This is a genomic window from Cognatishimia maritima, assembly GCF_900129685.1.
GTDB classification, from domain to species: domain Bacteria; phylum Pseudomonadota; class Alphaproteobacteria; order Rhodobacterales; family Rhodobacteraceae; genus Cognatishimia; species Cognatishimia maritima.
The window spans coordinates 103,122-115,608 of sequence record NZ_FQWM01000005.1 but is presented as its reverse complement, the minus strand read 5'-3'; the positions used below and the strand labels follow the sequence as shown (position 1 = coordinate 115,608).

Annotated in this window: 12 protein-coding genes; 8 read left to right on the top strand and 4 right to left on the bottom strand. The window is 56.8% G+C overall.

The window, feature by feature from the left end; all coding sequences use genetic code 11:
* The first annotated feature begins 7 nt into the window (after window positions 1-7).
* The 4 genes from BUA39_RS11710 (at window position 8) to BUA39_RS11695 (ending at window position 6,211) form a co-directional block, all read left to right on the top strand.
* A complete protein-coding gene (locus tag BUA39_RS11710; RefSeq protein WP_072793398.1) occupies window positions 8-1,336 on the top strand; it encodes an amidase in 1,329 nt (442 codons plus the stop codon).
* 121 nt (window positions 1,337-1,457) lie between these two features.
* Window positions 1,458-2,636: an aminotransferase class I/II-fold pyridoxal phosphate-dependent enzyme gene (locus BUA39_RS11705; protein WP_072793397.1), complete on the top strand. Its 1,179-nt coding sequence runs from the start codon at window positions 1,458-1,460 to the stop codon at window positions 2,634-2,636.
* A 16-nt stretch (window positions 2,637-2,652) separates the two neighbouring features.
* A complete protein-coding gene (locus BUA39_RS11700; protein WP_072793396.1) occupies window positions 2,653-5,514 on the top strand; it encodes a DNA translocase FtsK in 2,862 nt (953 codons plus the stop codon).
* A gap of 79 nt (window positions 5,515-5,593) precedes the next feature.
* On the top strand, window positions 5,594-6,211 hold the full coding sequence (locus BUA39_RS11695) for a LolA family protein (protein WP_072793395.1): 618 nt from the start codon (window positions 5,594-5,596) through the stop codon (window positions 6,209-6,211).
* A gap of 63 nt (window positions 6,212-6,274) precedes the next feature.
* On the opposite strand, the gene BUA39_RS11690 is transcribed toward BUA39_RS11695, so the two are convergent.
* Complete coding sequence (locus BUA39_RS11690; protein ID WP_072793394.1) at window positions 6,275-6,862, bottom strand: transglycosylase SLT domain-containing protein; 588 nt, start codon at window positions 6,860-6,862, stop codon at window positions 6,275-6,277.
* Between the two features lie 220 nt (window positions 6,863-7,082).
* On the opposite strand from BUA39_RS11690, the gene hspQ reads away from it, so the two are divergent.
* Window positions 7,083-7,409 carry a heat shock protein HspQ gene (hspQ, locus tag BUA39_RS11685; RefSeq protein ID WP_072793393.1) on the top strand — a complete coding sequence of 109 codons (327 nt, stop codon included), beginning with the start codon at window positions 7,083-7,085 and terminating at the stop codon, window positions 7,407-7,409.
* 10 nt (window positions 7,410-7,419) lie between these two features.
* Here the strand turns inward: hspQ and ggt are convergent, their stop codons facing one another.
* Genes ggt through BUA39_RS11670 form a run of 3 tightly spaced genes read right to left on the bottom strand, consistent with a single transcriptional unit; the run spans window position 7,420 to window position 9,860 of the window.
* The gene (ggt, locus tag BUA39_RS11680; protein WP_072793392.1) at window positions 7,420-8,997 is read right to left on the bottom strand and encodes a gamma-glutamyltransferase; all 1,578 of its coding nucleotides are present in this window, start codon (window positions 8,995-8,997) and stop codon (window positions 7,420-7,422) included.
* Between the two features lie 48 nt (window positions 8,998-9,045).
* The gene (locus BUA39_RS11675) at window positions 9,046-9,525 is read right to left on the bottom strand and encodes an ATP-binding protein (RefSeq protein WP_072793391.1); all 480 of its coding nucleotides are present in this window, start codon (window positions 9,523-9,525) and stop codon (window positions 9,046-9,048) included.
* The gene (locus tag BUA39_RS11670) at window positions 9,522-9,860 is read right to left on the bottom strand and encodes an STAS domain-containing protein (RefSeq protein WP_072793390.1); all 339 of its coding nucleotides are present in this window, start codon (window positions 9,858-9,860) and stop codon (window positions 9,522-9,524) included. Before BUA39_RS11670 ends, BUA39_RS11675 begins: the two co-directional genes overlap by 4 nt.
* Window positions 9,861-10,046: 186 nt before the next feature.
* On the opposite strand from BUA39_RS11670, the gene BUA39_RS11665 reads away from it, so the two are divergent.
* The 3 genes from BUA39_RS11665 (at window position 10,047) to BUA39_RS11655 (ending at window position 12,463) form a co-directional block, all read left to right on the top strand.
* Window positions 10,047-11,219 carry a thiolase family protein gene (locus BUA39_RS11665; RefSeq protein ID WP_072793518.1) on the top strand — a complete coding sequence of 391 codons (1,173 nt, stop codon included), beginning with the start codon at window positions 10,047-10,049 and terminating at the stop codon, window positions 11,217-11,219.
* Between the two features lie 64 nt (window positions 11,220-11,283).
* Window positions 11,284-11,748, top strand: coding sequence for a GAF domain-containing protein (locus BUA39_RS11660; protein WP_072793389.1), 465 nt, complete (start codon window positions 11,284-11,286; stop codon window positions 11,746-11,748).
* Window positions 11,749-11,890: 142 nt separating this feature from the next.
* Window positions 11,891-12,463, top strand: coding sequence for a helix-turn-helix domain-containing protein (locus tag BUA39_RS11655; RefSeq protein WP_072793388.1), 573 nt, complete (start codon window positions 11,891-11,893; stop codon window positions 12,461-12,463).
* The last annotated feature ends 24 nt before the right edge of the window (window positions 12,464-12,487 follow it).

Genomic DNA, 12,487 nt, shown 5'->3' with positions numbered 1-12,487 from the left:
AGACCACATGTTCGACTGGTTGAAGATGAGCGCGGCGCAATTGGGGCGTGGAATTGGAAATGGGTCGATTGATCCTGTCGCTTTGACGCAGGCTTTTTTGGGCGCAATTGACAGCCACGATATGCGCGACCGGATTTATGCGCGTGTCACCCATGATCGCGCCATGGCCGAAGCCGAAGCTGCCGCCGAGCGGGCCCGTGCAGGGCTGCGTTTGTCACCCTTGGACGGGGTGCCTGTCAGCTGGAAGGACCTGTTTGATACAGCTGGTGTAGCGACAGAAGCAGGCTCTGCGCTGCTGAAAGACCGTGTCCCTACCAAAGACGCGGCCGCGCTCAAGACGGCAAGCAGCCTCGGTTTGGTCTGCCTTGGTAAAACCCATATGTCGGAACTGGCGTTTTCCGGGCTGGGACTGAACCCCATTACGGCCACGCCACCCTGTGTGAATGACCTAAGCGCCGCGCCGGGTGGATCAAGCTCTGGTGCTGCGGCGTCGGTTGCCTTTGGACTTGCGGCCATGGGCATCGGCTCTGACACCGGGGGGTCAGTCCGCGTTCCCTCGGCTTGGAATGATCTTGTGGGGCTAAAAACCACTGCCGGGCTTGTGTCGACCCAAGGTGCCGTCCCGCTTTGTCCGAAATTTGATACCATGGGTCCCCTTTGTCGGACGGTGGAGGATGCCGCTCTTGGGTTGGCCGCTTTGACCGGGCAGGCACCGGTGGATTTGCGCGGTGCTGCCCTGCAGGGCAAGCGATTTGCCGTGCTAGAGACCATTGCGCTTGATGACGTTAGGGCCGCGCCCATGATCGCCTTTGATGAGAGCGTGGAAAAATTGCGCAAAGCAGGCGCTGAGATCATATCGATCCGCGCCGCAGAGGTGGCCGATGCAATGGCGCTGACCGGAACACTGTTCACCGCAGAGGCCTACGGCACATGGAAGGACGTGATCGAGGCTAATCCGCATCTGATGTTTGCAGAAATTCTGGAACGTTTCCGTTTGGGCCGGCAGGTGCCTGGCGCGGATTATGTGGCCGCGTGGCAGTCGCTTGAAACCGCGCGCCTGCGTTGGAACAGGCGCGTTGCTGGCTTTGATGGGGTGCTCTGCCCCACCACGCCAAACATGCCGCCGAATTTGCAACGGCTGGAAAACGACCCCGACTATTACGTGACCGAAAACATCCTTGCCCTCCGCAACACGCGTATCGGTAACCTTCTGGGCCTCAGCGCGATCTCATTGCCGACGGGCGCTGCAAGCTGTGGCCTGATGATCCTTGGCCAACCCTTTGGCGAGGCGCGTCTTTTGCGGGTCGCGGCGGCTGTGGAAAGCTGCTTGCAGTAGGGCTTGGCTGAAAAGCCACAACTTCCTGCAAGCGCATGGTTTTTCTGGACGAAAGCGCCCCTATTGGGTAACTTATCCCCAAACGGGGCGTAAATGATCCCGACAACTGAGGCAGTATTGGATGTTTCCCGAGCGGTTTTCGAACCTTCCGGCTTATGCGTTTCCGCGCCTGCGGAGCCTTCTGGATTCTCACGAACCCGGAGGTCCAGTGGTCCATATGACCATTGGAGAGCCGAAACATGCCTTTCCGGCGTGGGTCACTGATATTATTGCAGAAAACGCTGCGGGTTTTAACAGCTACCCGCCAAATGACGGCACCCCCGAACTGCAGGCGGCTATCGCCGATTGGCTGGATCGCCGTTTTGGTGCAAAGGTCGACCCTGCCACGCAAATCATGCCGCTGAATGGCACGCGTGAAGGGCTTTACAACGCCGCCATGGCGCTGTGTCCTGAAACGAAAAACGGCCAACAGCCTATCGTCCTGATGCCGAACCCGTTTTATCAGGTCTATATGATCGGTGCGATTTCGGTGAATGCACAACCCTATTTCTGCGCAGCGACGACTGACAATGGGTTCATGCCCGATTACACGCAACTGCCTGAAGAGGTTCTGAACCGCGTCGCCATCGCCTTTGTATGTTCTCCATCCAACCCGCAAGGGGCCATCGCCAGCCGCGACTACCTTGAAAACCTGATTAAGCTGGCCGAGAAATACGATTTCAAAGTCTTTGCCGACGAATGCTATTCGGAAATTTATCGCGACCAGAAGCCTGACGGCGCGCTTAGGGTTGCGCAGGATTTGGGCGCTGATCCAGAGCGTGTTGTGATTTTCCACAGCCTCAGCAAGCGCAGCAACCTGCCGGGACTGCGGTCTGGGTTTGTGGCTGCTGGCCCTGAGAGCATGATACACATCAAACGCCTGCGCGCCTATGCCGGTGCACCGCTGCCGCTACCGCTGCAACGCGCGTCTGAAAAGGTTTGGGCGGATGAGGCCCATGTCGAAGAAAACCGCCGCCTGTATGCAGAGAAGTTCGACATCGCGGACGAGATTTTTGCCGATGTTCCGGGCTACCTGAAACCTCAGGCCGGGTTCTTTTTATGGCTCCCCGCAGAAGACGGGGAGGCTGCGGGCTTGAAGCTCTGGAAAGAGACAGGGGTGCGCGTGCTGCCAGGCGCGTACCTCAGCCGTGACGTAAACGGGGAGAACCCCGGAAAACCATATATTCGGGTCGCTTTGGTGGCCCCAAAAAACGACGTGAAGGCGGCGCTGATCACTCTGCGTGACTGCCTTTACCAATAAGTATCGAGGGTTAAAGATGGCATATCAGGCACGTGGACGCGATCCACTTCTGGACAGCAACACTCAGGCCATATTGGAAAAGCGTGGCAAAGAGTTGATCGGCATTGCGCTGATCCTCGTCGGGCTTATGGCGGCGGCGATGATTGCGTCTTACACGCCTGAAGATCCGAACTGGATGTCGGTAACAGATGCCCCGGTGCAGAACTGGATGGGCCGCTTAGGCGCGTCGATCTCCGCACCGCTCTTTATGATCATCGGTTGGGGCAGCTGGGGTGTCGCGATTGTGGCGCTTGCTTGGGGCGTCCGGTTTGCCTTGCACCGCGGAGAAGAACGCGCCATCAGCCGTGCCATCTTTGCACCGATTGTTTTGGCCTTGGGCTCAATCTATGCAGCGACTTTGGTGCCAAATGCGCAATGGACCCATTCCTTTGGCCTTGGCGGGCTTTTTGGCGATACGGCGCTGGGCGCGCTGCTGACGATCCTGCCGGTTGGCGCGGTCATCGGCCTTAAGATCATGTCCTTCCTGATGGGTTTGGGCGTTCTGGCGCTGATGTTGTTTGTCACCGGGTTTACACGTCCTGAACTGTCATGGATCGCTCGGTTCCTGATGATCGGCGTGATCGTGACCTATGCCAACATCATGCATCTTCTGGGGCGCGGGGCTACGGGTGCCGTCAGCGCAGTACAGGCCATGCAAGAGCGTCGCAACGAACGCCGGTCGCAGGCTACCGCTCAACAGGATTGGTCACACGCCGTGCATGCCGATCTGATCGACGACGAGCCAATGCCCGCAGCCGCTCCAATTCAGGACGAGCAACCGAAACCCGGATTGCTGTCGCGCGTGCCCAGCCTGATCAAACGCCCAGAGCCGATGCCAGAGCCAGAATTGGTTGTGTCAGAGGCTGAATATGATCTGGACAGTATGCCGGGCGATGACCGCATCAAGGCTAAGATCAACGATGTCATCAAAAGCCGCATTCGCAGCAACAAACCCACCTACGCACCAGACCTCGCGCCGGTGACCAAGGGCTTGGGCCGTGGTCCCGAACCGCTGGTCGTGCAACCAAGCGGCGCGTCGCCACTTCGGGCAGAGCCGCCTTTGACCGCAGCGCATGCCGCGCCTGTGGCAGAGCCTGCACCAGTTCCGACGCATGCGCCTGAATACGCGCAGCCCAGCGATGACGTTGCGCCTTATATCGAAGCAGAGGACGATGCAGACATCATCGCGCCAATGCCGCAGGCACCGCAGCAAATCCCAGCGGTCGAAGCGCGCAAGGTTGTGCAGCACCCGCCGCGCAAACCGGTTCAGCAATCAGCCCGTGCGAAGGCAGAAGCCCAGCCACAGCTGGCGTTTGATGAGCGTGCGGCGCAGTTTGAATTGCCACCCCTCAGCCTTCTTTCCAGCCCCGCTAGCATCGAGCGTCACGTCCTAAGCGACGAGGCCTTGGAAGAAAACGCGCGCATGCTGGAAACCGTGCTGGATGACTACGGCGTGAAGGGCGAGATCGTCTCGGTCCGCCCGGGTCCTGTTGTGACCATGTATGAACTCGAACCTGCGCCGGGCTTGAAAGCAAGCCGCGTGATTGGCCTGTCTGACGACATCGCGCGCTCGATGAGCGCCTTGTCAGCCCGTGTTTCGACCGTCCCGGGGCGCAGCGTGATTGGTATCGAACTGCCAAACGAAAAGCGCGAGATGGTGGCCTTCCGCGAAATCTTAAGCTCTCGCGAGTATGAATCTGGTAACCGCAAACTGCCGCTCGCATTGGGTAAAGACATCGGTGGTGATCCGATTGTCGCAAACCTGGCCAAGATGCCCCACTTGCTAATTGCAGGGACCACCGGCTCGGGTAAATCGGTTGCGATCAACACAATGATCCTGTCGCTGCTTTATAAGCTGACGCCAGAAGAATGCCGCCTGATCATGATCGACCCGAAGATGCTGGAATTGTCGGTTTATGACGGCATTCCGCACCTTCTGTCGCCTGTGGTTACAGACCCTAAAAAGGCGGTTGTGGCCCTGAAATGGACCGTGGGCGAGATGGAAGATCGCTACCGCAAAATGTCCAAAATGGGTGTGCGCAACATCGACGGCTACAACAGCCGCGTTGCCGATGCGCTTGCGAAGGGTGAGACCTTTAGCCGGACTGTCCAGACCGGGTTTGACGATGAAACCGGCGAACCGGTTTTTGAAACCGAAGAGATCATTCCAGAGAAGATGCCCTACATCGTCGTTGTCGTTGACGAGATGGCCGACCTGATGATGGTCGCTGGCAAAGAGATCGAAGCTTGCATTCAGCGTCTTGCGCAGATGGCGCGGGCGTCAGGCATCCATATCATCATGGCGACTCAACGTCCGTCCGTGGATGTGATCACCGGCACCATCAAAGCGAACTTCCCGACCCGGATTTCCTTCCAAGTGACCTCCAAAGTGGACAGCCGCACCATCCTTGGCGAGATGGGCGCAGAGCAGCTCTTGGGCATGGGTGACATGCTATACATGGCGGGCGGGGCCAAGATCACCCGTTGTCACGGCCCCTTCGTTAGCGACGAAGAGGTCGAAGAGATTGTCAATCACCTGAAGTCTTATGGTGAGCCCGAATATGTCGGCGGTGTCCTAGATGGCCCTGCTGACGAGAAGGCCGACAATATCGACGCGGTGCTTGGACTAGGTGGCAACACAAACGGCGAAGACGCGCTTTATGATCAGGCCGTTGCGATTGTAATCAAGGATCGCAAATGTTCGACGTCTTACATTCAGCGCAAACTGTCGATTGGCTACAACAAGGCCGCGAAGCTGGTGGAGCAGATGGAAGACGAAGGCGTCGTGTCCGCGGCAAACCACGTTGGCAAACGCGAAATCTTGGTGCCAGAACAATAAGCGGCAAAATTAGGCCGAATGGGTAATTCTTTGAAAGGGCGGGCTGGAACCGCCCTTTTTTCCTCCCTACATAAAACCTATGAAAACACTTCGCTCTTTGATCGCTCCGAGTTTGATCCTCGTAATGGCAGGCACCGCCTCTGCTGAAAAGCTGTCGCTTGATGACATATCGGCCTATCTCAACGGGATTGGTGCGGCACAGACCAGCTTTACACAGGTCAACGACGACAACTCAATTTCCACCGGCACCTTGATGATCAAGCGGCCGGGGCGCGCGCGGTTTGAATATGACCCACCAGCGGCAGCGCTGGTGATGGCGGGCGGTGGCCAGATCGCGATTTTTGACAAGAAATCCAACGAACCGCCAGAGAACTACCCACTGCGGCGCACTCCGCTGTGGGTCATTCTGGAACGCAATGTCGATCTGAAAGCGCGGGATATGGTGGTTGGGCATTCCTACGATGGTACGACAACCAAGGTGACGGCGCTTGACCCCAAGAACCCAGAACGCGGTTCGATAGAACTGCATTTCACTGACAACCCGGTCCAGCTGCGCCAATGGGTGATTCAGGACGAGGGCGGGTCGGAGACAACCGTTGTGTTGCGGGATCTGGATCGTTCGGTTGAGCTGGACAATAGCCTGTTCAACATCACGCGGATGACAAATCAGATTGCGCCTCAGCGTGACGATAACTGACACCCTGAAACCAAAACTGCCGGGTTGAGATCAACCCGGCAGCTATGTTCATTCAAGCTACATTCACCGATATCGACGGCAGCTTGCCAGTTGCTTTTGATACATGTCGGACCGAGACGCGACCTCGCTTGAGACGCGCAGCAACCATTGTTTGCTGCGGTAGCTGCCCCGGGCAAAGCCGGTGTGGCCCTCGTGATAGGCAAGGTATTGATTGCGCGCGTCATATAGGGAGATGCCGTTCTTCTCGCGCGTTTGGTTCATGTACCAACCCATGAAATCAGAGGCGTCAAAGATATCGTCCCGATCAGCGCCGTAGCGGCGATTCTCGCGGCGGTAGTCGTCCCACGTGCCATCTAGGGCCTGCGCATAGCCGTAGGCGCTGGTTTGCCGTCCCATGGGAAGGACACCCAGCACATAGCGGAACGGCGTGCGCGCGTTGGCGATGAACTTGCTCTCTTGGTAGATCATCGCCATTTGAACGTGGGTCGGGACGCCCCAACGGCGCTCTGTCGCCTTAAAGGCGCGGACATACTTCGGACGCTGATTCAGAATCGAACACGCGTCATTCAGGTTTCGGGGCGCCGAATTGTTACCGCCACCGCATGCGGCGACCAGAAGAAGGACAATCAAGGCGCGAAAGTGTCTGCTCATGGGCCTCTCGCTTATGTCTTTGTTTTTTTCCTATCATACCGAAATAAGCGCGAATTTGAAATCACATTCACAGGAAACTTGTGGGAATTTCCACAATATGCACAGGCCAAAATCCGCCGCTAAGCTTTTATGTTCACAAACTGTTTCCAGAAAAGTGTGCTCACCAAAATGGACAAATTGGCCTTGAAAGCGTTACTCTGTGACGGTAGGGGCTGAATTTATGAATACCGCATACGCGAAATACCACCTCGGACAAGTTGTCCGTCACCGCAAGCATCCGTTTCGCGGTGTGGTCTTTGATGTCGACCCAGAATTCGCAAATACCGAAGAATGGTACGACGCTATTCCCGAAGAAAGCCGCCCAATCAAGGACCAGCCGTTCTATCACCTTTTGGCTGAGAACGACCAAAGCTATTATGTGGCTTATGTGTCCGAGCAGAATTTGGTTGCGGATTATTCTGGCGAGCCGGTCGACCACCCAGACATTGGCGATCTCTTTGGTCCGTTCCAAGACGGCCAATACCCGCTGCATTTCAACATGAACTAAGCGCGCGGGGTTAGTACCCCAGCGCGCATCCGTCCTTGCGCGGGTCTGATCCGCCTTCCAAAACGCCCGACTCGTGCAGGTAAATCGCCTGTGCGCCGCCAATGGCCGTCCCCGGCGTTGCGATTTTGTGGCCCATATCCGCAAGCCTCTGCGCAACATCTGGGGCATGGCCACGCTCTAGGTTCAATACGCCGTCATAGGCAAAGGCACGTGGTCCATCGATCGCCGCCTGCGGGTTCATGCCGTAGTCAAGCATATTGGTCAGAAGACGCGCGTGGCCATTCGCTTGATACTCCCCTCCCATTACCCCGAACGGCATCACAACACGCCCCTGTTTGGCGAGCATGCCGGGAATAATCGTATGCATCGGGCGCTTGCCGGGTCCGTATTCATTGGGGTGGCCCGGCGTCAGAGTAAAGCCAGAGCCGCGATTATGAAACAGGATGCCAAATTTCTCGCTCGCGATACCAGATCCAAAGCCGTGGAAGATGGAATAGATCAGCGAGACCGACATGCGGTCTTTGTCGACCACGGTAATGTAGACAGTGTCTTTGTGAACCGATTCCGAAATAGATGTGGTGTTGGCAATCGCGCGTTTGGGGTCAATCAGCGCCGCCAGTTTTGAGGCGGTTTCAAGCGACAGCATATGATCCAGTTTGCGCATGTGATCCGGGTCCGACAGGAACCGGTTGCGTGTGTCATAGGCCAGTTTGGTGGCCTCTGCTTCGATATGCGTCCGCTTGACGCCAAATGGGTCCATCGTGCTGAGGTCAAAATGCGACAGGATGTTCAGGATCAAATGCGCGGTTGCGCCCTGCCCGTTGGGCGGATGTTCGAGCAGATCATGCGCTTTGTAGCTGCCACTGATCGGCGTGGTTTCGAACGCCTTTAGGGCTGCAAAGTCCGCAAGTTGGTGCACCCCGCCAGCGGCCCGCAGAGAGCCGACCATGTCTTCGGCCACTTCACCCGAATAGAATGCAGAGCGCCCCTGCTTTGCAATGCGCCGCAAAACCTCTGCCTGTTGGGGTGCGCGGAAGATGTCGCCTGTTTTCAAGGGCTTTCCATCAGAGAGATAGAAGTTGCGCGCGGCCTCGTTGAGGTGACCACAGTCGTCTTTCCAATCTGATGCGACCCGTGGCGCGACGGGCACGCCTTCTTCGGCATAGTGGATTGCAGGCTGCAGGATCGTGTCCAGACCCAATTTTCCCCATTTCTCCGACATCTGGCAGAGCCCATCGACGGCAGCAGGAATCGTGATGCTTTCGGGCGTGTCGTGTTTGATCTGCTGGACACCACGGGCGCGCAGGCGGTCAGCACGTGCCCCAAGCGGGGCCGTGCCACTTGCGTTCATGCCAACGACATTGTCCTGACCTGCAGGTGACATCAAAACAAAACAGTCGCCGCCAATGCCGGTCATCTGCGGTTCACAGAATCCCAGAACCACAGCACCTGCGATGGCCGCGTCCATCGCATTGCCACCGCGTTTCAGAATATCAATGGCAACCTGCGCCGCCAATGGGTGCGACGTCGCGCACATACCGTTCTGCGCGAAGACCGCAGATCGGCCCGGCGTTTGAAAATCCCGCATACTGCTCCCCCGAAATTTCTAGGGATCGTAGCCAGTGTTCATATAAATTCAATGGGCTGAGGGAAATATTGGCAGGACAAGGCGTGTGACATTTTCGTTAGCGCTGCGTTCGTAGCAAATGTCATTGGAAAGCGCACGAATGAGGCACCATCCCCAACCGCCTTCGGGCAACATATTGGTGGGCCGTGCCGTATTCGGAAATCGTCCATCTGGGACGCGGCGTTGTGGCATGGCGGAGCCGTTGTCGTGACACTCTACCAGCAAAGCGTCGTCGCTGTATCGCACCTGGATGAAAAACCAACCATTTGCCCTGCCAAGGTGCGCATGCTTTACGATATTGCTTAGCAGTTCGCCCAAAACGATCTCTGCATCTGAAATCTCGTCATCCCTAAAGCCAGACGATTGAAGTTCTGCGATGATGGCCATGACCGCGTGTCGCATGTCCTTGAGCGTCGCACCACTAGGGCTGCGGAATGAAATTTCACCCGAGCGCGGCACGGTGCCAGCGCGGGCAGAGACCCGGTTCACGCCCGCGCCTCAGCAAATGCGTCGTCCAAGTCGCCATGTAGGGTGAAAATCTTATCCATACGTGTGAGGGCAAATACCTTTGCGACAGTGGCCGAGAGGCAGGCGATTTCCAGTGTCCGGTCTGGCGCAAGTTGCTTCATCACGCCAACAATCGCGCCGAGGCCGCTGGAGTCGACGAAATTGACCTCACTGAGGTCCAAGATCACGCGGTCCGGTGCGGATTGAGTCGCACGGCGCATGCCATCCTTAAACTGCAATGCAGCCGCGGCATCGATCCGATTTTCACAGACGGATATCACAAGTACGCCGCGTTTTATTTCAGATCGCAGTTCCATCAAAAGCCCTTCGATTTTCGCAATTGCAGCGTAATATCGAATTCTTACCAAATTCTAAGCGACGCAGCGTCGTTGCGAAGACCCGTTTTCAGAGCGGCTTTGATTGACTAGGTGAAGGGCAACTGAACAACAGGCGAATGGACGACAATGGGCCAATTGCCTCAGGAACCTGCAATGGAGGAAAGCATGAAGACGGTTGTAATCGCTGGCGCTGCAAGAACGCCAATGGGGGGTTTTCAAGGGGATTTCGATGGCGTTTCCGCCGCAGACCTTGGTGGCGCAGCCATCAAAGGCGCTTTGCAAAACGCAGGTGCTGCCACCGTTGATGAAGTCCTGATGGGCTGCGTCCTGCCCGCCGGGCAGGGGCAAGCGCCTGCGCGACAAGCTGGGTTTGCGGGCGGTCTGGGCAAAGAAGTGCCCGCAACCACGCTGAACAAGATGTGTGGATCTGGCATGAAAGCCGCGATGATGAGCTTTGATCAGATCGCGCTGGGCCATGCAGATGTGATGATCGCAGGCGGCATGGAGAGCATGACCAATGCGCCCTATATTTTGCCCAAGATGCGCAATGGGGCGCGGATCGGCCATCAGCAAGTGATCGACCACATGTTCCTTGATGGTCTGGAAGACGCCTATGACAAGGGCCGCCTGATGGGCACCTTTGCCGAGGATTGCGCCGAAGCCTTCCAATTCACCCGCGACGCACAGGACGAATACGCTCTGAAATCGCTGTCCAACGCGTTAGAGGCACAGAAATCGGGCGCGTTCGAAGGTGAAATCGCTCCGGTCACTCTTAACACGCGCAAGGGTGAGATCGTGATCTCAGAGGATGAACAGCCCGCGAAGGCGCGTCCTGAAAAAATCCCACAGTTGAAACCTGCTTTCCGCAAGGACGGAACAGTGACCGCAGCGAACTCCTCATCGATTTCGGATGGGGCGGCGGCGCTTGTTCTTGCGTCGGAGGAGGCCGCACAGGCCCGTGGTTTGAATATCCGCGCGCGCATCGTCGGACATGCCTCACATGCGCAGGAACCGAACCTCTTTACGACAGCACCGGTGCCAGCCGCGCTAAAACTGCTAGAGCGTATCGGCTGGACGAATGAGGATGTTGACCTCTGGGAAGTCAACGAAGCTTTTGCCGTGGTTCCGATGGCTTTCATGCATGAAATGGGCCTAAGCCGCGATGTGGTCAATGTGAACGGCGGCGCTTGTGCGCTTGGCCACCCGATTGGGGCGTCTGGAGCGCGGATCATGGTGACGCTTCTGAACGCACTTGAAAAGCGGGGGCTGAAACGCGGTGTCGCGGCCATTTGTATTGGCGGCGGCGAAGGCACAGCAATTGCGATTGAGCGTGTCTAATCGGTCAGCTATGTGACGAACAGAGCCGGAGCGCAGTCCAGCGCTTCGGTTTTTCGGAGGCCACATGAAAACCGTAAACTACCCCGAACTGGCGCAGACGATTGCGGCACTGACCGAGGGCGAAACAGATATTGTTGCCCTGATGGCCACCATCGCTTGCGAGGTGAACCAAGCCGATGATCGTTTCGATTGGACTGGGTTTTACCGCGTGGTCGGGCCGGAGTTACTAAAAATTGGTCCCTATCAAGGTGGCCATGGCTGCCTTGTGATTCCCTTTTCACGTGGTGTCTGTGGTGCAGCAGCCAAGCAGCGCGCGATTCAGTTGGTGGATGATGTAGAGGATTTTGCAGGCCACATTGCGTGCTCAACGTCGACTCGTTCAGAACTGGTTATACCTGTTGAAAACGGCGACGGAGACCTACTGGGCGTGTTTGACATCGATAGCGATCAGCCTGCGGCCTTTACGCGAAAAGATGCGGATCAGATTGATCTGATTCTCCGGCAGGCGTTCAAAAACGCGACGCTTTAGCCCGCGCACACGTCACATTCGCAATTTACGACACAAAAAATGTGCGTTTGCGCAATCACTTGGGTCTGCGTGAAAAAACGCTTTATATTTTCATAATTATGTCGCACGATGAAAAACTGAAAGAAAATTTCACGGACGAGTCATGCTGCAAGGCCCAACTTCTTTTGCGAAATCACTGGGTGCCGACCTGCGCGCCCTGCGCAAGGCGCGGGGGCTGACCCTGATTGATATGGCAGAGCAACTGGGCCGTTCTGTCGGGTGGCTCAGCCAGGTTGAGCGGGACAAATCAGAGCCTTCGATTTCAGATCTGCAAGTGATTGCGCGTTGCCTTGATGTTCCGATGTCGCTGCTTTTTGGGCAAAACGATACGCCGGCAGCGGAGCTTGGCTACGTGGTGCGGGCCGGGTCTCGTCGGCCCATTGGCTCCCATGAAGAAGGATTGATCGAAGAACTGCTCTCGCCCGATCTGACGGACGACTTTGAAATGGTGCACTCCACCTTTCAGCCGCATTCGAGACTAAAACAGCGGATTTCGCGCCCGACGCAAGAGGTCGGCTACCTGATTTCTGGCAAGCTGCAGCTGACGATTGGTGAACGCGAATTCCTGATCCAGTCCGGCGACAGTTTCCGCATTCGTGGCGAAGCCTATCTTTGGGCAAATCCGTTTGATGAACCGGCAAAGGCGATCTGGGTGATCGCACCGCCCGTTTATTGAGGTCGACATGCAGCGCGGCGTCAT

What these genes read in the sequence shown, in the direction of transcription:
- BUA39_RS11670 (WP_072793390.1), bottom strand. Translation starts at nt 9,860, where the DNA reads ATGGAACTGCGATCTGAAATAAAACGCGGCGTACTTGTGATATCCGTC.
- BUA39_RS11710 (WP_072793398.1), top strand. Translation starts at nt 8, where the DNA reads ATGTTCGACTGGTTGAAGATGAGCGCGGCGCAATTGGGGCGTGGAATT.
- BUA39_RS11695 (WP_072793395.1), top strand. Translation starts at nt 5,594, where the DNA reads ATGAAAACACTTCGCTCTTTGATCGCTCCGAGTTTGATCCTCGTAATG.
- BUA39_RS11655 (WP_072793388.1), top strand. Translation starts at nt 11,891, where the DNA reads ATGCTGCAAGGCCCAACTTCTTTTGCGAAATCACTGGGTGCCGACCTG.
- hspQ (WP_072793393.1), top strand. Translation starts at nt 7,083, where the DNA reads ATGAATACCGCATACGCGAAATACCACCTCGGACAAGTTGTCCGTCAC.
- BUA39_RS11660 (WP_072793389.1), top strand. Translation starts at nt 11,284, where the DNA reads ATGAAAACCGTAAACTACCCCGAACTGGCGCAGACGATTGCGGCACTG.
- BUA39_RS11665 (WP_072793518.1), top strand. Translation starts at nt 10,047, where the DNA reads ATGAAGACGGTTGTAATCGCTGGCGCTGCAAGAACGCCAATGGGGGGT.
- ggt (WP_072793392.1), bottom strand. Translation starts at nt 8,997, where the DNA reads ATGCGGGATTTTCAAACGCCGGGCCGATCTGCGGTCTTCGCGCAGAAC.
- BUA39_RS11700 (WP_072793396.1), top strand. Translation starts at nt 2,653, where the DNA reads ATGGCATATCAGGCACGTGGACGCGATCCACTTCTGGACAGCAACACT.
- BUA39_RS11705 (WP_072793397.1), top strand. Translation starts at nt 1,458, where the DNA reads ATGTTTCCCGAGCGGTTTTCGAACCTTCCGGCTTATGCGTTTCCGCGC.
- BUA39_RS11690 (WP_072793394.1), bottom strand. Translation starts at nt 6,862, where the DNA reads ATGAGCAGACACTTTCGCGCCTTGATTGTCCTTCTTCTGGTCGCCGCA.